This window comes from Variovorax sp. JS1663, from assembly GCF_002157355.1.
Lineage (GTDB): Bacteria > Pseudomonadota > Gammaproteobacteria > Burkholderiales > Burkholderiaceae_C > Variovorax.
The window spans coordinates 211,066-232,939 of sequence record NZ_LYMK01000004.1; the positions used below are offsets into that span (position 1 = coordinate 211,066).

22 protein-coding genes are annotated in these 21,874 nt (G+C 66.8%); 16 read left to right on the forward strand and 6 right to left on the reverse strand.

Going from position 1 to position 21,874, the window contains the following annotated elements; all coding sequences use genetic code 11:
- Positions 1-39: 39 nt before the first annotated feature.
- Complete coding sequence (locus A8M77_RS06025) at positions 40-456, reverse strand: hypothetical protein (RefSeq protein ID WP_086920639.1); 417 nt, start codon at positions 454-456, stop codon at positions 40-42.
- Between the two features lie 132 nt (positions 457-588).
- Here A8M77_RS06025 and A8M77_RS06030 point away from each other — a divergent pair, with 132 nt between their 5' ends.
- A complete protein-coding gene (locus tag A8M77_RS06030) occupies positions 589-1,416 on the forward strand; it encodes an MmyB family transcriptional regulator (protein WP_086920640.1) in 828 nt (275 codons plus the stop codon).
- 104 nt (positions 1,417-1,520) lie between these two features.
- Positions 1,521-2,021, forward strand: a complete 501-nt coding sequence (locus A8M77_RS06035; protein ID WP_086920641.1) for a pyridoxamine 5'-phosphate oxidase family protein — start codon at positions 1,521-1,523, stop codon at positions 2,019-2,021.
- Between the two features lie 56 nt (positions 2,022-2,077).
- Here A8M77_RS06035 and acnB read toward each other — a convergent pair whose 3' ends face one another.
- The 5 genes from acnB to A8M77_RS06060 form a co-directional block, all read right to left on the reverse strand.
- The gene (gene acnB, locus A8M77_RS06040) at positions 2,078-4,669 is read right to left on the reverse strand and encodes a bifunctional aconitate hydratase 2/2-methylisocitrate dehydratase (protein WP_086920642.1); all 2,592 of its coding nucleotides are present in this window, start codon (positions 4,667-4,669) and stop codon (positions 2,078-2,080) included.
- A gap of 61 nt (positions 4,670-4,730) precedes the next feature.
- On the reverse strand, positions 4,731-5,294 hold the full coding sequence (locus A8M77_RS06045) for a hypothetical protein (protein WP_086920643.1): 564 nt from the start codon (positions 5,292-5,294) through the stop codon (positions 4,731-4,733).
- A 28-nt stretch (positions 5,295-5,322) separates the two neighbouring features.
- A complete protein-coding gene (locus A8M77_RS06050) occupies positions 5,323-6,321 on the reverse strand; it encodes an HpcH/HpaI aldolase/citrate lyase family protein (protein WP_086920644.1) in 999 nt (332 codons plus the stop codon).
- A complete protein-coding gene (tam, locus tag A8M77_RS06055) occupies positions 6,318-7,094 on the reverse strand; it encodes a trans-aconitate 2-methyltransferase (protein WP_086920645.1) in 777 nt (258 codons plus the stop codon). The genes A8M77_RS06050 and tam overlap by 4 nt, the downstream gene beginning before the upstream one ends.
- Before the next feature lie 117 nt (positions 7,095-7,211).
- A complete protein-coding gene (locus A8M77_RS06060; RefSeq protein WP_086920646.1) occupies positions 7,212-8,198 on the reverse strand; it encodes a malate dehydrogenase in 987 nt (328 codons plus the stop codon).
- A 207-nt stretch (positions 8,199-8,405) separates the two neighbouring features.
- On the opposite strand from A8M77_RS06060, the gene A8M77_RS06065 reads away from it, so the two are divergent.
- The 14 genes from A8M77_RS06065 to A8M77_RS06130 all read left to right on the forward strand — a co-directional run.
- Positions 8,406-9,170: a GntR family transcriptional regulator gene (locus A8M77_RS06065; protein WP_086920647.1), complete on the forward strand. Its 765-nt coding sequence runs from the start codon at positions 8,406-8,408 to the stop codon at positions 9,168-9,170.
- A 163-nt stretch (positions 9,171-9,333) separates the two neighbouring features.
- Positions 9,334-9,780: a succinate dehydrogenase, cytochrome b556 subunit gene (sdhC, locus tag A8M77_RS06070; RefSeq protein ID WP_086920648.1), complete on the forward strand. Its 447-nt coding sequence runs from the start codon at positions 9,334-9,336 to the stop codon at positions 9,778-9,780.
- Positions 9,781-9,793: 13 nt separating this feature from the next.
- Positions 9,794-10,159, forward strand: a complete 366-nt coding sequence (gene sdhD / locus A8M77_RS06075; protein WP_086920649.1) for a succinate dehydrogenase, hydrophobic membrane anchor protein — start codon at positions 9,794-9,796, stop codon at positions 10,157-10,159.
- Between the two features lie 87 nt (positions 10,160-10,246).
- A complete protein-coding gene (gene sdhA, locus A8M77_RS06080) occupies positions 10,247-12,055 on the forward strand; it encodes a succinate dehydrogenase flavoprotein subunit (protein ID WP_086920650.1) in 1,809 nt (602 codons plus the stop codon).
- 96 nt (positions 12,056-12,151) lie between these two features.
- On the forward strand, positions 12,152-12,853 hold the full coding sequence (locus A8M77_RS06085; protein ID WP_086920651.1) for a succinate dehydrogenase iron-sulfur subunit: 702 nt from the start codon (positions 12,152-12,154) through the stop codon (positions 12,851-12,853).
- Positions 12,854-12,874: 21 nt separating this feature from the next.
- Positions 12,875-13,177 carry an FAD assembly factor SdhE gene (locus tag A8M77_RS06090; RefSeq protein ID WP_086920652.1) on the forward strand — a complete coding sequence of 101 codons (303 nt, stop codon included), beginning with the start codon at positions 12,875-12,877 and terminating at the stop codon, positions 13,175-13,177.
- Positions 13,178-13,201: 24 nt separating this feature from the next.
- Positions 13,202-14,512 carry a citrate synthase gene (gene gltA / locus A8M77_RS06095; protein ID WP_086920653.1) on the forward strand — a complete coding sequence of 437 codons (1,311 nt, stop codon included), beginning with the start codon at positions 13,202-13,204 and terminating at the stop codon, positions 14,510-14,512.
- Between the two features lie 120 nt (positions 14,513-14,632).
- Positions 14,633-14,773 carry an entericidin A/B family lipoprotein gene (locus tag A8M77_RS06100; RefSeq protein WP_086920654.1) on the forward strand — a complete coding sequence of 47 codons (141 nt, stop codon included), beginning with the start codon at positions 14,633-14,635 and terminating at the stop codon, positions 14,771-14,773.
- Between the two features lie 124 nt (positions 14,774-14,897).
- The gene (locus A8M77_RS06105; protein ID WP_086920655.1) at positions 14,898-15,842 is read left to right on the forward strand and encodes a LysR substrate-binding domain-containing protein; all 945 of its coding nucleotides are present in this window, start codon (positions 14,898-14,900) and stop codon (positions 15,840-15,842) included.
- 48 nt (positions 15,843-15,890) lie between these two features.
- Positions 15,891-17,312 (forward strand): 3-isopropylmalate dehydratase large subunit, encoded by a 1,422-nt coding sequence (gene leuC / locus A8M77_RS06110; RefSeq protein WP_086920656.1) that lies wholly within the window; start codon positions 15,891-15,893, stop codon positions 17,310-17,312.
- A gap of 18 nt (positions 17,313-17,330) precedes the next feature.
- Positions 17,331-17,981 (forward strand): 3-isopropylmalate dehydratase small subunit, encoded by a 651-nt coding sequence (gene leuD / locus A8M77_RS06115; protein WP_086920657.1) that lies wholly within the window; start codon positions 17,331-17,333, stop codon positions 17,979-17,981.
- 32 nt (positions 17,982-18,013) lie between these two features.
- Positions 18,014-19,102, forward strand: coding sequence for a 3-isopropylmalate dehydrogenase (gene leuB, locus A8M77_RS06120; RefSeq protein ID WP_086920658.1), 1,089 nt, complete (start codon positions 18,014-18,016; stop codon positions 19,100-19,102).
- 92 nt (positions 19,103-19,194) lie between these two features.
- Positions 19,195-20,337 carry an aspartate-semialdehyde dehydrogenase gene (gene asd, locus A8M77_RS06125; RefSeq protein ID WP_086920659.1) on the forward strand — a complete coding sequence of 381 codons (1,143 nt, stop codon included), beginning with the start codon at positions 19,195-19,197 and terminating at the stop codon, positions 20,335-20,337.
- Positions 20,338-20,621: 284 nt separating this feature from the next.
- Positions 20,622-21,874: type IV pilus assembly protein FimV (locus tag A8M77_RS06130; RefSeq protein ID WP_337590007.1), on the forward strand; the 1,253-nt coding region annotated here is incomplete at its 3' end.

Here is a 21,874-nt window from a genome sequence, read left to right on the forward strand (position 1 = left end):
ATCCCTGAGCCCGCCCTCCGGGTTCTGCGTTCCCGCCCTTCAGGCCGCGACGACGCCACGGCGGCCGGTGCGCGTGTGGCGCAGGCCCATCCACTGCAGCTCGGCCAGCACCACCACCGTCGCGGCCTGGGCCAGCACCCAGGCCCAGCCCAGCACACCGAGGCCCGCACCGGCCAGGGCCAGCAGGGCGATGCATCCCAGGGCCCAGGCGAAGTTGCCGGCCACGACCAGGCCGATCAGCCGGCGCGGCGGCTCGGCGCGCATGGCCATCCAGGCCGCGGCCGCCGCATAGGCCAGCAGGAAGACGCCGGTGCCCAGCAGCAGCGGCGCCGGCAGCCCGGTCATCCGGGCCAGCGCGCCGGTGCAGAGCAGCTGGAGGGCCCCGGACGCGGCGCAGGAGACGGCATCGGCCGCCATCACGCGGGGAAGAAAACGAGGAGAGGCGAAGACGGACATGGCAAGGCTCCTTGGTTGCACGCTGCAGGCCCTTCCTGCCGCGTCGTGACTTCATCATTTCGGCGCCGGCGCAGACGGTCGATGACCTGGCACGTCATAGCCGCCGCGCGCCGCTTCACTAGGATGGCGGCCATGACTTCGCAACCGACGCCGCCCACCGCCGCCGACTCCTTCGGCGCCCACCTGCGCCACTGGCGCCGGCACCGCCGCCTGAGCCAGCTCGACCTGGCGCACGAGGCCCAGGTCTCCACCCGCCACCTGAGCTACGTGGAGACCGGCCGCGCCGAGCCCAGCCGCGAGATGGTGCTGCGCCTGGCCGAGCGGCTGGACGTGCCCCTGCGCGAACGCAACACGCTGCTGGTGGCGGCCGGCTACGCGCCCATGTACAGGCAGCGCTCGCTGGACGACCCGGCGCTCGCGCCCGCCCGCCAGGCGGTAGAGCTGGTGCTCAAGGGGCACGAGCCCTTCCCGGCGCTCGCGGTGGATCGCCACTGGAACCTGGTGGCGCACAACGCGCTGGTGCCGCTGCTGATGGACGGCGCGTCGCCCGCGCTGCTGACACCGCCCGTCAACGTGCTGCGCCTCAGCCTGCATCCCGAGGGCGTGGCGCCACGCATCGCGAACCTGGCCCAGTGGCGCGCCCACCTGCTGGAGCGGCTGCAGCAGCAGATCGCCGCCACCGGCGACGCGACCCTGACGGCGCTGCACGACGAGCTGGCCGCCTACCCCGCGCCGCAGGTCAGCCACGACACGCCGGCCAACCACAGCGCGCTGGCCGGCGTCGCCGTGCCCTTCCAGTACGTGACGCCGCAAGGCGTGCTGAGCTTCATCAGCACCACCACCATCTTCGGCACGCCGGTCGACGTCACGCTGCAGGAGCTGGCGGTCGAATCCTTTTTTCCCGCGGATGCCCATACCGCGGCAGTGCTCGCGGCGATGGCGACGCAGGCTTCGGGCTGACGCCGGGTCGGCGGCGGACGACATGCGGACGCGATCAATCGCGTCGGCGCGCGAGCGCGCTGGGTCCTAGCGTGGTCGGCATCCCTCAATTCAATGGAGATGCAATGCCCACCAACGAACCGCACGCCAAGCTCTGGGACCTGATCAAGGACACCCGCTACGGCATGCTGACCCACCGCCACGGCGATGGGCAGCTGCACAGCCATCCGCTCACTACACAGAGCAAGAACCTCGACGAGGCCGCCACGCTGTTCTTCTTCATTCCCAAGGACGGCGAGATCGCCCGGCACGTCGGCGCCGACCCGGTCGTGAACGTGTCCTATGCCAACACCGACGCCGACAGCTACGTCTCCGTGGCCGGCCGTGCCTCGATGGTGGACGACATGGCGATGAAGGAAGCGCTCTTCAACACGATGGCGAAGGCCTGGTTTCCGAAGGGCACGTCGGATCCCAACCTGGGGCTGCTCGCGGTCCAGATCGTCGAAGCCGAGTACTGGGACGTCACGGACAGCAAGATGGTGCAGCTGCTCAAGATGGCCGCCTCCGCCGTCACCGGCAACCCGCCGAAGCAGTTGGCGGATCACGAGAAGCTGCGCGTCGGCTGAGGCAATGAAAAAGCCCGCCGGGCGGCGGGCTTCGGGGCGCGACGCGCGCCGTGCCCTCAGGCCGTGACCGTCGCAGCGACCTCGGTGTAGTCCTCGATCTTGTCGAAGTTGAGGTACTGGTAGATCTGGTCGCTCGCCGCATCGAGCACGCCGACGCTGGCCATGTACTCTTCCTTGGTCGGGATGCGGCCCAGACGCGAGCAGATCGCGGCCAGCTCGGCGCTGCCCAGGTACACGTTGGCGCCCTTGCCGAGGCGGTTGGGGAAGTTGCGCGTGCTGGTGGACATCACGGTCGCACCCTCGCGCACCTGCGCCTGGTTGCCCATGCACAGCGAGCAGCCCGGCATCTCGGTGCGCGCGCCGGCGTTGCCGAACACGCCGTAGTGGCCTTCCTCGGTGAGCTGATGCGCGTCCATCTTGGTGGGCGGCGCGATCCACAGCTTGACCGGGATGTCGCGCTTGCCTTCCAGCAGCTTGGAGGCAGCGCGGAAGTGGCCGATGTTGGTCATGCACGAGCCGATGAAGACCTCGTCGATCTGCGCACCGGCCACGTCGGACAGCGTCTTGACGTCGTCCGGATCGTTGGGGCAGGCCACGATGGGCTCGTGGATCTCGGCCAGGTCGATTTCGATCACGGCGGCGTACTCGGCGTCGGCGTCGCCCTCGAGCAACTGCGGGTTCTTGAGCCAGGCTTCCTGCGCGGCGATGCGGCGCTGCAGGGTGCGCGGGTCGGCATAGCCCTCGGCGATCATCCACTTCATCAGCGTGATGTTGCTGTTGATGTACTCGGCGATGGGCTCCTTGTTCAGGTGCACCGTGCAGCCGGCGGCCGAGCGCTCGGCCGAAGCGTCGCTGAGTTCGAAAGCCTGTTCCACCTTCAGGTCCGGCAGGCCCTCGATCTCGAGGATGCGGCCGGAGAAGATGTTCTTCTTGCCCTTCTTCTCGACCGTCAGCAGGCCCTGCTTGATGGCGTAGAGCGGGATCGCGTTGACCAGGTCACGCAGCGTCACGCCGGGCTGCATCTTGCCCTTGAAGCGCACCAGCACCGATTCGGGCATGTCCAGCGGCATCACGCCGGTGGCGGCCGCGAAGGCCACCAGCCCCGAGCCGGCCGGGAAGCTGATGCCGATCGGGAAACGGGTGTGGCTGTCGCCGCCCGTGCCCACGGTATCGGGCGTCAGCAGGCGGTTGAGCCAGCTGTGGATCACGCCGTCCCCGGGGCGCAGCGAGACGCCGCCGCGGGTGGCCATGAAGTCCGGCAACTCGTGGTGCATCTTGACGTCGACCTTCTTGGGGTAGGCCGCCGTGTGGCAGAAGGACTGCATCACCAGGTCGGCGCTGAAGCCCAGGCAGGCCAGGTCCTTGAGCTCGTCGCGCGTCATCGGGCCGGTGGTGTCCTGGCTGCCGACGGAGGTCATCTTGGGCTCGCAGTAGGTGCCGGGACGCACGCCCTGCCCTTCCGGCAGGCCGCAGGCGCGGCCCACCATCTTCTGGGCCAGGGAGAAGCCCTTCTTGGTGTCCACGGGGCTGACCGGCAGGCGGAACAGCGTCGACGGCGCGAGGCCCAGCGCTTCCCGCGCCTTGGCCGTCAGGCCGCGGCCGATGATCAGCGGAATGCGCCCGCCGGCGCGCACCTCGTCGAACAGCACGTCGCTCTTGACCTTGAACTCGGCGATGACCTTGCCGTCCTTGAGGGCCTTGCCCTCGTAGGGACGCAGCTCGATCACATCGCCCATCTCCATCTGGTTCACGTCCAGCTCGATGGGCAGCGCGCCGGCGTCTTCCATGGTGTTGTAGAAGATCGGAGCGATCTTGCTGCCCAGGCACACGCCGCCGAAGCGCTTGTTCGGGATGAAGGGGATGTCCTGGCCCGTGAACCAGAGCACCGAGTTGGTGGCGCTCTTGCGCGAGGAGCCGGTGCCGACCACGTCGCCCACGTAGGCGACCTGGTGGCCCTTTTCCTTCAGCGACTCGATGAACTTGACCGGGCCGCGCTTGCCGTCTTCCTCCGGCGTGAAGGGCGCGCCCTCGCGCTTGTTCTTCAGCATCGCCAGCGCGTGCATCGGGATGTCGGGACGGGTGGTGGCGTCCGGCGCGGGCGAGAGGTCGTCGGTGTTGGTCTCGCCGGGCACCTTGAAGACCGTGACGGTCAGGCTCTGCGGCACCTCGGGACGGCTGGTGAACCACTCGGCGTCGGCCCAGCTCTGGAGCACGGCCTTGGCGTTGGCATTGCCCTTGTCGGCCTTTTCCTTGACGTCGTGGAACTGGTCGAACATCAGCAGCGTCTTCTTCAGGCCCTCGGCGGCGACGGTGCCGACCTCGGCGTCGTCCAGCAGGTCGATCAGCGGGCTGATGTTGTAGCCGCCCAGCATGGTGCCCAGCAGTTCGGTGGCATGGGCACGCGAGACGAGCAGGCTTTTCTCGGTGCCATGGGCCACCGCCGCCAGGTAGCTCGCCTTGACCTTGGCCGCGTCGTCCACGCCGGCCGGCACGCGGTGCGTCAGCAGGTTCAGCAGGAACTCGCCGTTGTCGGCGGTCGCGGTCTTCATCAGTTCGATGACTTCGCTGGTCTGCTTGGCCGACAGTGGCAGCGGCGGGATACCGAGCGCGGCGCGCTCGGCGACATGGTCAACGTAGGCTTGCAACATTTTTCTCTCCGGATCGGGAACCGTGGCGGCCTAGCAAAAGGCGGGCCGCCTGCGCCTTGGCTTATTTCTTGGTGTCGGAATCCGCGCCCTCGAACAGGCTCTTGGGCGGGTTCTTCTTCATGTCCTCGGCCATCATGGCCTGCTCGGTAGCCTGGCATTCGTCAGCCAGGCGCAGGCCCTGTTTCTGGCTCATCAGCATGGACTTGTTGCCCAGCTGCAGCCACATGGCCTCGGCCTTGGGGTCTTCCAGCCGGATGGCGCCGGTGCGGCTGTTGACCGGGTGCATGAAGTACTTGGTGCTGCCGTGCGTCAGGACGAAGAAGCCTTCCTTCTTCTGGCTGGCCTCGATCGCGACGCTCGCGCCGAGCTCGCACTTGATGGTGCCGGTCAGCACGCGCTTCGAGACGGCCAAGTCCTCGGGCGTGAGCACCACGTCGGACTCTTCGCTGATGGGCTTGGCTTCTTCCATCTTCTTGATGACGCGCTTGGGCACCACCTTCTGCGTCACCTTCTTGGCCGTGTTCGCGGCCCGCTCCTTGAGCGGCGGCTTGGCGGCGTCGGCAGCGCCCTGGGCCAGGGCCGACAGGGGCAGTGCAAGGGCGACAGCGATGGCGATCTTTCTCATGGGTCTTTCCTTTGGAGGATTTCGGTTTTCAGGACGACTCCGGCGCAAACCAGGCCTGCGCTTCGGATGGCAGCGCACGCCCGGTGGCGTGCGCCCGCGAAAGTACCTGCCAGAAATGACGGTAGCTCGCGCGGTCGTGCAATGTGCCATCAAAACTGACCGGGGCCCAATCGGCCGCGACCGCGGCTGCTATGATTTTTGTAGCCATTTGAATCTGCCGCTCGTCGGGCGCGAAGGCTTCGAGAATGGGGCGAATCTGGTTCGGATGGATGCTCCACATGCGCGTGTAACCGAACTCGCGGGCCGCCCTGCCGGCGGCGGCGCGCATGGCCTCAACGTCGTTGAACTCGGTCACCACGCAATGCGAGGGCACCTTGCCGTGCGCATGCGCAGCCGAGGCGATCTCGAGCTTGGCGCGCACCACCAGCGGGTGCGTGAACTGGCCCGCGGCGCCCATGCCGTCCGCAGGAATCGCGCCACCATGGGCGGAAACGAAGTCCATCAAGCCGAAGCTCAGGGACTGCACGCGCGGATGGGAGGCGATCTCGAAGGCGTTGTGCACGGCGAAGGGCGACTCGATCAGCACGTGCAGCGGCAGCGCCTCGGCGCCCACCGCATTGAGCGCCTCGACGGCTTCGCGCACGTCCTGGGCCGACTCCACCTTCGGCACCATCAGGTGGCTCAGGCGGTGGCCGGCACGGCCGGCGATCGTCATCACGTCGCCGGCGAAGGCCGCATGGTCGACCGGGTGCACGCGCACGCCCACCCGCATGTCGGGCGCGGCGGCCAGGGCCAGCTCGGTCACCAGCGCCGCATGCTCGGCCTCGCCACCGACCGGGGCGCCATCCTCGCAGTCGAGCGTGACATCGAACACGCAGGCGCCGAACTCCTGGGCCATCTCGGCCTGCAGGGCGAGACTCTTGCGCATGCGGGCCTCGACGCCGCTGTAGTGGTCGCACACGGGCAGCACCACGGCGCCGCCCTGGGCGCCGAGCAGCACGTCCTTCGGATGGGCGGATCCGCTCATGGCTTGCGCTGCGCGACGATGAACATGCGCGGGAAGGCCAGCAGCCGCTTGCCGTCGCTGCGCGCGGGATAGGCGCGGTCGACGCGCCGCTCGTACTCGGCCAGGAAGCTCGCCTGCAGGTCGGCCGGCAGACGGTCGACGAAGGGCTTGAGCCCCGTGCCGCGCACCCATTCGACGATGGCAGCGGCCGAAGCCATGGGATGCTGGTAGGCCGTGCGCCAGACATCGACCTGTGCGGCCACCGCGGCCAGCAGGTCGTAGTAGCCGGACAGCGGCAGCAGTTGGGTGCGCAGCTTGTCCGCGTCGCCGATGGCCGCGGCCCACGGCGCCTCGGCCGCGACCTCGCGCATCAGGCGATGCGTGGGCTCCTCGCGGTTGTCCGGCATCTGGATGGCGAGAACGCCACCGGGCGCCAGGGCGGCGAACAGGCGCGGGATCAGCGTCTCGTGATCGGGCACCCATTGCAGCGAGGCGTTGGCGTAGATCAGGTCCGGCGGCTGCGCCGGCTGCCAGGCCGCGATGTCGCTGAGCTCGAAGCGGGCCTGCGGCAGGCGCTCGCGTGCGCTGACCAGCATCGCTTCGGAGTTGTCGGTGCCGACCGCCTCGGCACCGGGAAAACGGTGCACCAGCAGCTCCGTGGAATTGCCGGGTCCGCAGCCGAGATCGACCACGCGGGTCGCCCCGGCCAGCGGAACCCGCGCCAGCAACTCCTGTGCGGGGCGCGTGCGCTCGTCCTCGTAGCGGCGGTAGAGCGCGGGGTTCCAGTCCAGCATACCGTTCACCTCAAACAGCGCTGAGGCGGCCGCCGCCGGGCCGCCCCAAGGCGAGCCGCGCCTCACCCTCGGGGGGTGGAGTTACATGAGCGCAGCGAGTGAAAAGCCGGGGGGCCATCAAAGAAGATGCGCGACGCCGGCCTGCTCGTCCTGCAGCTCCTTCAGCGTCTTGTCGATGCGTTCCTGGCTGAATTGGTCGATCTCCAGGCCTTCGACCAACTTGTACTCGCCGTTTTCCGTGATGACGGGGAAGCCGAAGATCACGTCCTTCGGGATGCCGTACTGGCCGTCGGACGGGATGCCCATCGTGACCCACTTGCCGTTGGAGCCCAGGGCCCAGTCGCGCATGTGGTCGATGGCGGCGTTGGCGGCCGAGGCGGCGGAAGAGAGGCCACGCGCCTCGATGATGGCGGCGCCGCGCTTGCCCACGGTGGGCAGGAAGGTGTCGGCGTTCCAGACCTGGTCGTTGATCAGGTCCTTGACGCTCTTGCCGCCGACGGTGGCGAAGCGGTAGTCGGCGTACATCGTGGGCGAGTGGTTGCCCCAGACGGTCAGCTTCTCGATGTCGCCCACGGCGGTGCCGGTCTTGGCGGCGATCTGGCTGGCGGCGCGGTTGTGGTCCAGGCGCAACATGGCGGTGAAGTTCTTGCGCGGCAGGCTGGGCGCGCTCTTCATCGCGATGTAGGCGTTGGTGTTGGCCGGGTTGCCGACCACCAGCACCTTGACGTTGCGGCTGGCGACCTGGTCGAGGGCCTTGCCCTGGGCGGTGAAGATCTGGGCATTGGCGGCCAGCAGGTCGGCACGCTCCATGCCGGGGCCGCGCGGGCGGGCGCCGACCAGCAGCGCGTAGTCGGCGTCCTTGAAGGCCACCAGCGGATCGCCGGTGGGGATCACGCCGGCCAGCAGCGGGAAGGCGCAGTCCTCGAGCTCCATGATCACGCCCTTGAGGGCCTTCTGCGCCTTCTCGTCCGGAATTTCGAGCAGTTGCAGGATGACCGGCTGGTCCTTGCCGAGCATCTCGCCGGAGGCGATACGGAACAGCAGGGCGTAACCGATTTGACCGGCGGCGCCGGTGACGGCAACGCGAACGGGCTTTTTGCTCATGGGAAAACTCCAGGAAAGGTGAATACGGTGCGCGGTCGCGGATTCGGCCGCGGAGGTCGGGGGCCGGACGGTATCCGTGTGTCGATCTCGCCCGGTCGCAAAGGCCGTCTCGGATTTTATGCCGATTTGCGCTTCGGATGGCGCCAGTCTTGTGTCTTATATAAGATGTCGCCCGGAATGCGCCGAAGCGGCGCGTCCGCCCCTGCCATGACCACCTCCTCCCCCACCGCTCTAGCCGAGCCGGCGACGCCCTCGTTCAGCCCGCTCTACCAGCAGATCAAGTCCCTGATCCTGCAGAGCCTGCACGCCGGCGAATGGAAGCCCGGCGAGCCGATCCCGAGCGAGATGGAGCTGGCCACGCGCTTCCGCGTGAGCCAGGGCACGGTGCGCAAGGCGATCGACGAGCTCGCGGCCGAGAACCTGGTGGTGCGCCGGCAGGGCAAGGGCACCTTCGTGGCCACCCATGCCGAGCAGCATGTGCAGTACCGCTTCCTGAAGCTGGTGCCCGACAGCGGCGATGTCGACAGCGAGGGGCCGGCCGAGCGGGAGATCGTCGACTGCAGGCGCCTGCGCGCCAGCGCCGACATCGCGCGCCTGCTGGCGCTGCGCACTGGCGACGCCGTGCTCCAGGTGCGCCGCGTGCTGGCCTATCGCGGCACGCCCACCATCCTGGAAGACCTCTGGCTGCCCGGCGCGCCCTTCAAGGGCCTCACGGCCGAACGCCTGCGCGAATGGCACGGGCCGATGTACGCGATGTTCGAAACCGAGTTCGGTGTGCGCATGGTGCGCGCCGAGGAGAAGATCCGCGCCGTGCTTCCGGACGAAGCGCAGGCAGTACTTTTGGCGGTGACGACCGCCACCCCCTTGCTGAGTGTCGAGCGCGTCGCCCACACTTACCATGACACGCCGATGGAACTGCGCCGCGGGCTCTACCGCACCGACACGCACCACTACCGCAACGAGCTGGGCTGATGAAGGCAAGATCCTGCTGCGCAGCCGAACGGCGAGCATCCGACCATGGCAGTGCGATGACATGCATGCCCCAGCGCCGGGATGGTGCGTTGCAATAGAATTTTGCGTTGTTTGCATTTCTGCCAAAGAACAAGCCGCCCTCCGAATAATTCTGAAAGTCCCCATGACAGAGCTGGCCACCCCTCCCCGATCTCAGCGGCGCGAGTTCCGCAACATCAACGCCTTCACCGACCTGACCACCTACCGGCTGCCGCCGGCGGGCCTGGTGTCCATCCTCCACCGCGTGAGCGGCGCGCTGATGTTCCTGCTGCTGCCCTTCGTGATCTGGATGTTCGACACCTCCGTGTCCTCCGAGTACTCCTATGCACGCTTCAAGGCCGCCTTCAACAGCGGCCTTGGTTTTGTTCCGGGCTGGTTTCTCAAGCTGGTGGCGCTGGCGCTGATCTGGGCCTACCTGCACCACTTCATCGCCGGCCTGCGTCATCTCTGGATGGACGTGAGCCATGCCGCGGTGAGCAAGGAGTTCGGCCACAGCTCGGCCATTGCCACGCTGGCCATCAGCATCCTGCTGACCTTCGCGCTGGGCGCCAAGCTCTTCGGCCTCTACTGAGAAGGAGCACGAGATGTCTGTGAACTACGGCTCCAAGCGCGTCGTCGTCGGCGCGCACTATGGTCTGCGCGACTGGCTCAGCCAGCGCATCACCGGCGCCCTGATGGCGCTCTTCACCATCGTCCTGCTCGCGCAGGTGCTCTTCACGCGCGGGCCGATCGGCTACGACGCCTGGGCCGGCATCTTCGCGTCGCAGTGGATGAAGGTGCTGACCTTCACGACGATCGCATCGCTGCTCTGGCACGTCTGGGTCGGCATGCGTGACGTCTGGATGGACTACGTCCAGCCGGTCGGCATTCGCCTCGTCTGCCAAGTTTTCACGATCGTCTGGCTTGTAGCGTGCGCGGGTTGGGCCATTCAAGTGCTCTGGAAAATCTAATGCCCCCTCGTTCATCAATTCATGTATTCGCTGCCCCCCAAGGGGGCTCGGCCTCCCTTGGGGCGGCCCGGCGGGAGTCCTGACCCCATGACCTACACCAAAGAACAGATCACCAAGCGCAAGTTCGACGTCGTCATCGTCGGCGCCGGCGGCTCCGGCATGCGCGCCTCGCTGCAGCTCGCACGCGCCGGCCTCAACGTGGCCGTGCTGTCCAAGGTCTTCCCGACCCGCTCGCACACCGTCGCGGCCCAGGGCGGCGTCGGCGCCTCGCTCGGCAACATGAGCGAGGACAACTGGCACTACCACTTCTACGACACCGTCAAGGGCTCCGACTGGCTGGGTGACCAGGACGCGATCGAATTCATGTGCCGCGAGGCGCCGAAGGTGGTCTACGAGCTCGAGCACTTCGGCATGCCCTTCGACCGCAACCCGGACGGCACCATCTACCAGCGCCCCTTCGGCGGCCACACGGCCAACTACGGCGAGAAGCCGGTGCAGCGCGCCTGCGCCGCGGCCGACCGCACCGGCCACGCGATGCTGCATACGCTCTACCAGAAGAACGTCGAGGCGCGCACCCAGTTCTTCGTCGAGTGGATGGCGCTCGACCTGATCCGCGACGCCGAAGGCGACGTGGTGGGCGTGACCGCGCTCGAGATGGAAACCGGCGACCTGCATATCCTGCAGGCCAAGACCGTGCTGCTGGCCACCGGCGGCGCAGGCCGGATCTTCGGCGCCTCCACCAACGCGTTCATCAACACCGGCGACGGCCTCGGGATGGCCGCGCGCGCCAGCATCCCGCTGCAGGACATGGAGTTCTGGCAGTTCCACCCGACCGGCGTGGCCGGCGCCGGCGTGCTGCTGACCGAGGGCTGTCGCGGCGAGGGCGCGATCCTGATCAACAGCAACGGCGAGCGCTTCATGGAGCGCTACGCGCCGACGCTGAAGGACCTGGCACCGCGCGACTTCGTCTCCCGCTCGATGGACCAGGAGATCAAGGAAGGCCGCGGCTGCGGTCCGAACAAGGACTACGTGCTGCTCAAGATGGACCACCTGGGCGCCGAGACCATCCACAAGCGCCTGCCTTCGGTGTACGAGATCGGCGTCAACTTCGCCAACGTCGACATCACCAAGGAGCCGATCCCGGTGGTGCCCACCATCCATTACCAGATGGGCGGCATTCCCACCAATATCCATGGCCAGGTCGTGGTGCCGAAGGGCGAGGAGCACAACGCCATCGTCAACGGTCTCTACGCAGTGGGCGAATGCTCCTGCGTGAGCGTGCATGGCGCCAACCGCCTGGGCACGAACTCGCTGCTGGACCTGCTGGTGTTCGGCCGCGCGGCAGGCAACCACATCGTCGAGTTCAACGAGAAGAACCGCGAGCACAAGCCCCTGCCGGCCGATGCCGCCGACCGCACGCTGGAGCGCCTGAACTTCCTCGAGTCCTCCAGCTCGGGCGAGTACGCGCAGGACGTGGCCAACCAGATTCGCGCGACCATGCAGGAGCACGCGGCGGTGTTCCGCACCCAGGCCTCGATGGACGAAGGCGTCAAGAAGATCGCCGCCGTGCGCGAGCGCGCCAAGGCCGTCACGCTCAAGGACAAGTCGCGCGTCTTCAACACGGCGCGCATCGAGGCGCTGGAAGTCGACAACCTGATCGAGGTGGCGCAGGCCACCATGGTCTCGGCCGCGGCGCGAAAGGAATGCCGCGGCGCGCACACGGTCGAAGACTACGAACGCCCGGCCGACGATCCGGTCGCGCCGCTGGGACGCGACGACGTCAACTGGATGAAGCACACCCTCTGGTACAGCGAGGGCAATCGCCTCTCCTATAAACCCGTCCGCACCAAGCCGCTGACGGTCGATACCGTGCCGCCCAAGGTCCGCACGTTTTAAGCCCCCCAGGAAATGACTTCGTCATTCCCACCCCCAGGGGTCAAGCAAAGTGGCAAAGCCACATTTGCTTGAGAGTCCCTCCACAAGGTTTTCACGATGAAGCGCACATTCCAGATCTACCGCTACGACCCGGACAAGGACGCCAAGCCCTACATGCAGACGGTGGAGGTCGAACTCGACGGCCACGAGCGCATGCTGCTGGACGCCCTGATCAAGCTCAAGGCACAGGATCCCTCGCTGTCCTTCCGCCGCTCCTGCCGCGAAGGCGTCTGCGGCTCGGACGCGATGAACATCAACGGCAAGAACGGCCTGGCATGCCTGACCAACATGCGCACGCTCAAGGGCACGATCGTGCTCAAGCCGCTGCCGGGCCTGCCGGTGATCCGCGACCTGATCGTGGACATGACGCAGTTCTTCAAGCAGTACAACTCGATCAAGCCCTATCTCCAGAACGACACGGTGCCGCCCGAGAAGGAGCGCCTGCAGTCGCCCGAGGAACGCGACGAACTCAACGGCCTGTACGAGTGCATCCTGTGCGCCAGCTGCTCGACCAGTTGCCCCAGCTTCTGGTGGAACCCCGACAAGTTCGTCGGCCCCGCCGGCCTGCTGCAGGCCTATCGCTTCATCGCCGACAGCCGCGACGAAGCCACCGCCGAGCGCCTGGACAACCTGGAAGACCCGTACCGCCTGTTCCGCTGCCACACGATCATGAACTGCGTGGACGTGTGCCCGAAGAGCCTGAACCCGACCAAGGCCATCGGCAAGATCAAGGAACTGATGGTGCGCCGCGCCATCTAGCAGTTTCTCGGTTTCCCAAAAATGCAATCCGCCGCCGACCTCGACCAGCCGATCAGCGAACGCGCGCTGAGCAAGCTCAAGTGGCGTTGCCGGCGCGGCTTGCTCGAAAACGACCTGTTCATCGCCCGCTTCTTCGAGCGGCATGAGCAAGGTCTGACCTGCGGGCAGGCGCAGGCACTGGAGACATTGATGGACCTGTCGGACAACGATCTGCTCGACCTCTTGCTTCGTAGGAAGGAGCCCGAGCCCGGATGGGCCGGCGCCGAAGTGATCGAGGTACTGCGGCTGATGCGTACCGAGGGCGCGCACCCCCTCCATTCCTGATCTATTTTTTGAAAGACACTCGCAATGAAAGCATCCGACACCAAAGCCACCCTGTCGTTCAGCAACGGCGGACAGAACGTCGAGTTGCCGATCTACAAGGGGACGATGGGCCCCGACGTGATCGACATCCGCAAGCTCTACGCCCAGACCGGCATGTTCACCTACGACCCGGGCTTCATGTCGACGGCCTCGTGCGAGTCGGCCATCACGTACATCGACGGCGACAAGGGTGAGTTGCTCTACCGCGGCTACCCGATCGAGCAGCTCGCCACCAACTGCGACTTCCTCGAGACCTGCCACCTGCTGCTGTATGGCGAGCTGCCGAACGAGGAGCAGAAGGCCTCTTTCACCAAGCTCGTGACCAACCACACCATGGTCAACGAGCAGATGCAGTTCTTCCTGCGTGGCTTCCGCCGCGACGCGCATCCGATGGCCATCATGACCGGGCTGGTCGGCGCGCTGTCGGCCTTCTATCACGACAGCACGGACATCAACAATCCGAAGCATCGCGAGATCGCCGCGATCCGCCTGATCGCGAAGATGCCGACGCTGGTGGCCATGGCCTACAAGTACACCATCGGCCAGCCGTACATGTACCCGAAGAACGAGCTCAGCTACGCGGGCAACTTCCTGCACATGATGTTCGCGACGCCGTGCGAGTCGTACAAGGTCAGCCCGGTGCTCGAACGCGCGCTCGACCGCATCTTCATCCTGCACGCCGACCACGAGCAGAACGCCTCCACCTCGACCGTGCGCCTGTGCGGGTCGTCCGGCACCAACCCCTTCGCGGCGATCGCGGCCGGCGTGGCCTGCCTCTGGGGCCCGGCCCACGGCGGCGCCAACGAGGCGGCGCTGAACATGCTCTACGACATCCAGAAGGCCGGTGGCGTCGACAAGATCGGCGAGTTCATCAAGCAGGTCAAGGACAAGAGCTCCAACGTCAAGCTGATGGGCTTCGGGCACCGGGTCTACAAGAACTACGACCCGCGCGCCAAGCTGATGCAGGAAACCTGCCGCGAGGTGCTTGGCGAACTGGGCCTGGAAAACGATCCGCTGTTCAAGCTGGCCATGGCGCTGGAGAAGATCGCGCTGGAAGACGAGTACTTCGTCTCGCGCAAGCTCTACCCCAACGTCGACTTCTACTCCGGCATCGTGCAGCGCGCGATCGGCATTCCGGTCCCGCTGTTCACCGCGATCTTCGCGCTGGCGCGGACGGTGGGCTGGATCGCCCAGCTCAACGAGATGATCGGCGACCCCGAGTACAAGATCGGCCGCCCGCGCCAGCTGTTCGAAGGCTCGCCCAAGCGCGACGTGCAACCCATCGCCAAGCGCTGATCGCCACTGGCGCTCACCCTGGGAAGCTGCCTTCGGGCAGCTTTTCTGCGTTTTGGCTGACACATGGCGCGCTGGGACGAGCGCACGCTGCGTAGCACTTTCTAACGAAGGAGTTATGCCATGAAGAAGCTTGCCGCCTTGATCGCCGTCGCGTTCACGCTGGCCGTTCCGCTGCACGGCTGCAATACCTGGAGGGGGGCCGGCCAGGATGTGCAGAAGGCCGGGGAAAAGATGGAAGACGCCGGCAAGAAGCGCCAATAGGCCCCGAGCCGGGTGCCGGCATCGCAGGCTGGCACGCTGGTCATCGTGTATCGCGATGACCATCCCTTGAAAATACAGGGAAAATAGAGGCCTCCATCTCCATACGAGATGGCAGCGCCTCGCCATGAACCCGTCCGAACGCAGCTTTGCCCGTCGCATCGACCTCACGTCGCTGCAGCTGTTCGTTGCCGTCTGCGAACTCGGCAGCATCGGGCGCGCGGCGGAGCGCGAATTCATTGCGGCCTCGGCCATCAGCAAGCGGCTTTCCGACCTGGAAGCCAACCTCGGTACCCCACTCCTCTACCGCCATGCGCGCGGCGTCGACCTGACGCCGGCCGGCGAGAGCCTGTTGCACCATGCCCGCTCCGTGCTCTACAGCCTGGAGAAGATGCAGGGCGAACTCAGCGAATACGCCGAGGGCGTGCGCGGTCATGTGCGCGTGCACGCCAACATTTCGGCGATCGTGCAGTTCCTGCCGGAGGACCTGGGCGCCTTCACGCGCGAGCACGACGCCATCAAGATCGACCTCGAGGAGCACCTCAGCAGCGAGGTTGTGCGCGCGGTGCACGAGGGCGCTGCCGACCTCGGCATCTGTCACATGCCCGAGGGCGCCAACGAACTGCAGAGCCTGCTCTACCGGCATGACGCGCTGGTCCTGATCGTCCCGCAGGGCCACCCTCTGGCGGGCCATCGTACCCTCGGATTCGCCGAATCGCTGGCCTTCGACCATGTCGGCCTCCATACCAACAGTTCGATCTACGTCGCGATGCACCAGGCAGCGCTCGCGGCGGGACGCAGCATTAAGCTGCGCATCCACGTTACCGGGCTGGATGCCATGTGCCGCATGATCGAGAACGGCCTGGGCATCGGCGTGATGCCGCAGCGCGCCTTCGAGCTGATGCAGGGTGGCATCGGCCGCGGCCTGCGCAGCGTGGCGCTCCAGGACGCCTGGGCCGCCCGCGAGATCCGGCTGGTGGCACGCGACTTCTCCACGCTGCCCGTCGCGGCGCGCATGCTGGTCAAGCACCTGCAGGCGCCGGACGCGGCCGCCGATCCGCTGGCCGCCTGAGCGGCGGATCGGCAGACAATTCCCATCCCCACGAAAGAGACCATCACCATGGCACGCACGCTCTACGACAAGCTCTGGGACGAACATGTCGTCCACACCGAGGAAGACGGCACCTCGATCCTGTACATCGACCGCCACCTGGTCCATGAGGTGACCAGCCCCCAGGCCTTCGAGGGGCTGCGCGAGGCCGGCCGCAAGCTGTGGCGCATCAGCTCGGTCGTCGCCACCGCCGACCACAACACGCCGACGACCCACTGGGAGCGCGGCTACGACGGCATCGAAGACCCGATCAGCAAGGAACAGATCACCACGCTGGACAGCAACATCAAGGAGTTCGGCGCGGCCGCGTTCTTCCCCTTCCTGAGCAAGCGCCAGGGCATCGTGCACGTGATCGGCCCCGAGTCCGGCGCCACGCTGCCCGGCATGACCGTGGTGTGCGGCGACTCGCACACCTCCACGCACGGTGCCTTCGGCGCGCTGGCGCACGGCATCGGCACCAGCGAGGTCGAGCACGTGATGGCCACGCAGACGCTCCTGGCCAAGAAGGCGAAAAACATGCTCGTCAAGGTCGACGGCAAGCTCGCGCCCGGCTGCACCGCGAAGGACGTCGTGCTGGCCATCATCGGCCGGATCGGCACGGCCGGCGGCACCGGCTACACCATCGAGTTCGCCGGCTCGGCGATCCGCGACCTGAGCATGGAAGGCCGCATGACGGTGTGCAACATGGCCATCGAGGCCGGCGCCCGCGCCGGGCTGGTGGCAGTGGACGAGAAGACCCTCGCCTACATCAAGGGCCGGCCGATGGCGCCCACCGGCGTCGAGTGGGACCAGGCGGTCGAGCACTGGAAGACCCTGCACTCGGACCCCGGCGCGCACTTCGACACGGTGGTCGAGCTCGACGCAGCCCAGATCAGGCCGCAGGTCACCTGGGGCACCTCACCCGAGATGGTGGTGCCGATCGACGGCCGGGTGCCCGATCCGGACAAGGAAAAGGACGCCAGCAAGCGCGGCGCCATCGAGCGGGCCCTGAGCTACATGGGCCTGGAGCCGAACAAGGCGATGAATGACATCTTCGTCGACAAGGTCTTCATCGGCTCTTGCACCAACAGCCGCATCGAGGACATGCGCGAGGCCGCGGCCATGGTCAAGAAGCTGGGCCAGAAGGTGGCCAACAACGTCAAGCTGGCGATGGTGGTGCCGGGATCGGGCCTGGTGAAGGAACAGGCCGAGCGCGAGGGGCTGGACCAGATCTTCAAGGCCGCCGGCTTCGAGTGGCGCGAGCCCGGCTGCTCAATGTGCCTGGCGATGAACGCCGACCGGCTGGAGCCCGGCGAGCGCTGCGCCTCCACCAGCAACCGCAACTTCGAGGGCCGGCAGGGCGCCGGCGGCCGCACCCACCTCGTGAGCCCGGCCATGGCCGCGGCGGCCGCGGTGCACGGCCATTTCGTCGACGTCCGCCAATTCGCCTGAACGCCAAGGAGCCTCACCATGCAGAAATTCACCGTGCACAAGGGCCTCGTGGCACCGCTGGACCGCGAGAACGTCGACACCGACGCCATCATTCCCAAGCAGTTCCTGAAGTCGATCAGGAAGACCGGCTTCGGCCCGAACCTCTTCGACGCCTGGCGCTACCTCGATCCGGGCGAGCCCGGGCAGGATCCGGCCTCGCGCAAGCCCAATCCCGACTTCGTGCTCAATCTGCCGCGCTATGCGGGCGCCTCGATCCTGCTGGCGCGGCAGAACTTCGGCTGCGGCTCCTCGCGCGAGCATGCGCCGTGGGCGCTGGACCAATATGGCTTCCGCGCCATCATCGCGCCGAGCTACGCGGACATCTTCTTCAACAACAGCTTCAAGAACGGCCTGCTGCCGATCGTGCTGCCCGAGTCGCAGGTGGCGCAGCTCTTCGACGAGACCTTCGCCTTTCCGGGCTACAGCCTCACCATCGACCTGGAGCGGCAGGTCGTCGTCAAGCCCGATGGCAGCGAACTCGCCTTCGACGTCCAGGCATTCCGCAAGTACTGCCTGATCAACGGGCTGGACGACATCGGCCTGACGCTGCGCCACAAGGACAAGATCCAGGCCTTCGAGGCCGAACGCCTGGCCACGAAACCGTGGCTCTCACACCAGATGATCGCCTGACCTTTTTCTCCACTTTTTCTCGAAACGACCTCATGAAAATCGCAGTTCTTCCCGGCGACGGCATCGGCACCGAAATCGTGGCCGAGGCCATTCGCGTGCTCGACGTGCTGGATCTGTCCTACGAGATGGAATCGGCCCCGGTCGGCGGCGCCGCCTACGAGTCCCACGGCCATCCGCTTCCCGAATCCACGCTGAAGCTGGCCAAGGAGGCCGATGCCGTGCTGTTCGGCGCCGTGGGCGACTGGAAGTACGACCGGCTGGAGCGCTCGCTGCGCCCCGAGCAGGCCATCCTGGGCCTGCGCAAGAACCTCGGGCTGTTCGCCAACTTCCGCCCGGCGATCTGCTACGAGCAATTGGTCGGCGCCTCCAGCCTCAAGCCGGAACTGGTCTCGGGCCTGGACATCCTGATCATCCGCGAGCTCACCGGCGACATCTATTTCGGCCAGCCGCGCGGGCGCCGCAGCGCTCCGGACGGGCATTTCCCGGGTGCCGAGGAGGCCTTCGACACCATGCGCTACACGCGCCCCGAGATCGAGCGCATCGCCCATGTCGCCTTCCAGGCCGCGCGCAAGCGCAGCAAGCGGGTGACCAGCGTGGACAAGGCCAATGTGCTGGAAACCTTCCAGCTTTGGAAGGACGTGGTGACCGAGGTCGGCCAGCAATACCCCGATGTCGAACTCGACCATATGTACGTGGACAACGCCGCGATGCAACTGGTCAAGGCCCCCAAGAAATTCGACGTGGTGGTCACCGGAAACATGTTCGGCGACATCCTCTCCGACGAGGCAGCCATGCTCACCGGCTCGATCGGCATGCTGCCCTCGGCCTCCCTCAATGCCGGCAACCAGGGCCTTTATGAACCCAGTCACGGCAGTGCGCCTGACATTGCGGGCAAGGGGGTTGCCAATCCTTTGGCTACAATCCTGTCCGCTGCCATGATGCTCCGCTTCTCCCTGAACCAAGCCGAGGCTGCCGACCGGATCGAGTCGGCTGTCAAGCACGTGCTGGCGCAGGGTCTGCGGACGGCGGACATCTGGTCGGATGGAACGACCAAGGTCGGCACGCGCGAGATGGGCGACGCCGTGGTGGCAGCCATCACCAAAAAGACGATTACCGGCTAACCGCAGCCCGCTTCGTCATGCCCTTCCCGGCTCTGACGAGCCGGGCGCAAAGAGAAAACGACTTTCTTCTTTCTTCACAAGGGCAAACTGAAATGGCGAACGCATCTCAACCTCTGGTCGGTCTCGTAGGCTGGCGCGGCATGGTCGGCTCGGTCCTGATGGACCGCATGCAGGCCGAAGGCGACTTCCAACTGATCGAGCCGCTGTTCTTCTCCACCTCCAACGCCGGCGGCAAGGCCCCGGCCATGGCGAAGAACGAGGCCACCCTGAAGGACGCAAACGACATCGAGGCGCTGCGCAAGTGCGACATCGTCATCACCGCCCAGGGCGGCGACTACACCAGCGCGGTCTTCCCCAAGCTGCGCGCCGCGGGCTGGAACGGCCACTGGATCGATGCCGCCTCCACCCTGCGCATGAACGATGACGCGATCATCGTGCTTGACCCGGTCAACCTGCCGGTGATCCAGAACGCGCTGAGCAAGGGCGGCAAGAACTGGATCGGCGGCAACTGTACGGTGAGCTGCATGCTGATGGGCGTGGGTGCCCTGTACAAGGCCGGCCTGGTCGAATGGATGACCAGCATGACCTACCAGGCCGCCTCGGGCGGCGGCGCGCAGCATATGCGCGAGCTTCTTACCCAGTTCGGCAGCCTGCACGGCGAGGTCCGCGCTCTGCTGGACGACCCGAAGTCCGCCATTCTCGAAATCGACCGCAAGGTCCTGGCGCGCCAGCAGGCGCTGAGCGCCGCCGAAACGGCCAACTTCGGCGTTCCGCTGGGCGGCAGCCTGATCCCCTGGATCGATAAGGACCTGGGAGAAGGCGTCAGCAAGGAAGAGTGGAAGGCCGGTGCCGAGACGAACAAGATCCTGGGCCAGGGCGCGGCGTTCGGTACCGCCGCGACCCCGGTCGACGGCTTCTGCGTGCGCGTCGGCGCCATGCGCTGCCACAGCCAGGCGTTGACCTTCAAGCTCAAGAAGGATGTGCCACTGGCCGACATCGAGGCACTGATCGCCGCGGACAACGCCTGGGTCAAGGTAGTGCCGAACAACCGCGAAGCCACGATGCGCGATCTGACGCCGGTTACGGTAACCGGCACCATGAACATTCCGGTCGGACGCCTGCGCAAGCTGGCCATGGGCCCGGAATATCTGGGCGCATTCACCATCGGCGACCAACTGCTGTGGGGCGCGGCGGAACCGCTGCGGCGTATGCTCCGCATCCTGCTCGAGGCTTGAAGCAACGCCTGGGCGCCTTCGTAGGCGCCCTGCGTTGCAGTACCGCAACGCAGAAAGGGCTCCGAAGTTGGTGCGCACTGGGTAGATAAGGCCTGTCGCCTTGTCAGTGCAGGGTGTTGATGTTAACGTCCTCTTACACTTTCGGGCCCGAAATTGCCCCTATCAGCATGACACGACATCCGTTGCCTGAGGCCCGACTCCCGGCCACCTGTCCGTCCCTGCGCCCCTCTGTCCGGGGCCAGCTTTCCATTCTCAGCACGGCGGTCGCCCTCGCCTTGGGGCTGGTGAGTCTTGACGCCGCGGCACTGACGCTCGGGCGGCTCAACGTGCAGTCCGCCCTCGGCGAGCCGCTGCGGGCCGAGATCGAGGTGTCAGAGATCGCCCCGGGCGAAGCGGACGGGTTGAAGATCAACATCGCCCCCGCGGCAGCCTTCAACGCAGCCGGCGTGCCTTTCAACGCCGTTCTGAGCGACGTAAGGACCAGCCTGCAGCGTCGTGCGGATGGCCGCTACGTGGTGCGGCTCAGCAGCAACCGCCTGCTCAGCGAACCCTTCATCGACCTGTTGATCGAGGCCAGCTGGAACGCTGGCCGCGTCGTGCGCGACTACACGGTGCTGCTCGACCCGCCGAAGAGCCGACCGGCCCAGGCCGCCGCGCCCATGACACCGACCGCACCGCAGATCAGTACAGCGCCTGCGCCGCGCGCTGCGCCGGAAATCCCCCAGGCGCTGCCGCGTCGCCAGCAGCCCGCTGCTGGCGCGGCCGCGCCGAGCACCCCGGCCGCGCCCCCCGCAACGGGCGAACGCAGCGTTCGTGCCGGCCCGAGCGACCAGCAGGTGACTGTCCAGTCCGGCGACACCGCGGGCCGGATCGCAAGTGCCAACAAGCCCGCTGACGTCTCGCTCGACCAGATGCTGGTGGCCCTGTTGCGGGCCAATCCCAACGCCTTCATCGGCGGCAACATCAATCGCATCAAGGCCGGCGCCGTGCTCGACGTGCCGAGCGCCTCGCAAGCTGCCGCCGTTCCGGCCGACGAAGCCCGGCGTACGGTCGTAGCGCAGAGCCGCGACTTCGGCGACTATCGCCGGCGCCTCGCGGAGAACGCACCCGCCTCCCGGGTGGCCGATGCCGACCGGCAGGCGAAAGGCACGCTGCAGGCCAACGTCGAGGACCGCAATGCCGCCAATGCCGCCGCAGACAAGCTGCGCGTCACCCAGGGTGGCACGGGCCGGCCGAGCGAAGAGCAAATGGCCCGCAGCCGCCAGGCGCAGGACAACAGCACGCGCGTTGCAGAGCTATCCAAGAACATCGAGGAACTGAACAAGCTCCAGAGCGCCAGCGGCGCCTCGCCTGCAGCCGCTCCGGCGCCGGCTGCTGCAGCGCCAGCGGTCCCCGCCTCGACGGCGGCGGCCTCCCCTGCCGCGGCGGGAGCGCCCGCTCCGGCGGCCGCAGCGACGCGTTCTGCGGCACCCACCCTCCCTCCGGCACTGGCACCTGCCGCCTCGGCACCCGCCCCCCAACCGGCTGCGACAGCTTC

What these genes read in the sequence shown, in the direction of transcription:
- A8M77_RS06025 (WP_086920639.1), bottom strand. Translation starts at nt 456, where the DNA reads ATGTCCGTCTTCGCCTCTCCTCGTTTTCTTCCCCGCGTGATGGCGGCC.
- A8M77_RS06030 (WP_086920640.1), top strand. Translation starts at nt 589, where the DNA reads ATGACTTCGCAACCGACGCCGCCCACCGCCGCCGACTCCTTCGGCGCC.
- A8M77_RS06035 (WP_086920641.1), top strand. Translation starts at nt 1,521, where the DNA reads ATGCCCACCAACGAACCGCACGCCAAGCTCTGGGACCTGATCAAGGAC.
- acnB (WP_086920642.1), bottom strand. Translation starts at nt 4,669, where the DNA reads ATGTTGCAAGCCTACGTTGACCATGTCGCCGAGCGCGCCGCGCTCGGT.
- A8M77_RS06045 (WP_086920643.1), bottom strand. Translation starts at nt 5,294, where the DNA reads ATGAGAAAGATCGCCATCGCTGTCGCCCTTGCACTGCCCCTGTCGGCC.
- A8M77_RS06050 (WP_086920644.1), bottom strand. Translation starts at nt 6,321, where the DNA reads ATGAGCGGATCCGCCCATCCGAAGGACGTGCTGCTCGGCGCCCAGGGC.
- tam (WP_086920645.1), bottom strand. Translation starts at nt 7,094, where the DNA reads ATGCTGGACTGGAACCCCGCGCTCTACCGCCGCTACGAGGACGAGCGC.
- A8M77_RS06060 (WP_086920646.1), bottom strand. Translation starts at nt 8,198, where the DNA reads ATGAGCAAAAAGCCCGTTCGCGTTGCCGTCACCGGCGCCGCCGGTCAA.
- A8M77_RS06065 (WP_086920647.1), top strand. Translation starts at nt 8,406, where the DNA reads ATGACCACCTCCTCCCCCACCGCTCTAGCCGAGCCGGCGACGCCCTCG.
- sdhC (WP_086920648.1), top strand. Translation starts at nt 9,334, where the DNA reads ATGACAGAGCTGGCCACCCCTCCCCGATCTCAGCGGCGCGAGTTCCGC.
- sdhD (WP_086920649.1), top strand. Translation starts at nt 9,794, where the DNA reads ATGTCTGTGAACTACGGCTCCAAGCGCGTCGTCGTCGGCGCGCACTAT.
- sdhA (WP_086920650.1), top strand. Translation starts at nt 10,247, where the DNA reads ATGACCTACACCAAAGAACAGATCACCAAGCGCAAGTTCGACGTCGTC.
- A8M77_RS06085 (WP_086920651.1), top strand. Translation starts at nt 12,152, where the DNA reads ATGAAGCGCACATTCCAGATCTACCGCTACGACCCGGACAAGGACGCC.
- A8M77_RS06090 (WP_086920652.1), top strand. Translation starts at nt 12,875, where the DNA reads ATGCAATCCGCCGCCGACCTCGACCAGCCGATCAGCGAACGCGCGCTG.
- gltA (WP_086920653.1), top strand. Translation starts at nt 13,202, where the DNA reads ATGAAAGCATCCGACACCAAAGCCACCCTGTCGTTCAGCAACGGCGGA.
- A8M77_RS06100 (WP_086920654.1), top strand. Translation starts at nt 14,633, where the DNA reads ATGAAGAAGCTTGCCGCCTTGATCGCCGTCGCGTTCACGCTGGCCGTT.
- A8M77_RS06105 (WP_086920655.1), top strand. Translation starts at nt 14,898, where the DNA reads ATGAACCCGTCCGAACGCAGCTTTGCCCGTCGCATCGACCTCACGTCG.
- leuC (WP_086920656.1), top strand. Translation starts at nt 15,891, where the DNA reads ATGGCACGCACGCTCTACGACAAGCTCTGGGACGAACATGTCGTCCAC.
- leuD (WP_086920657.1), top strand. Translation starts at nt 17,331, where the DNA reads ATGCAGAAATTCACCGTGCACAAGGGCCTCGTGGCACCGCTGGACCGC.
- leuB (WP_086920658.1), top strand. Translation starts at nt 18,014, where the DNA reads ATGAAAATCGCAGTTCTTCCCGGCGACGGCATCGGCACCGAAATCGTG.
- asd (WP_086920659.1), top strand. Translation starts at nt 19,195, where the DNA reads ATGGCGAACGCATCTCAACCTCTGGTCGGTCTCGTAGGCTGGCGCGGC.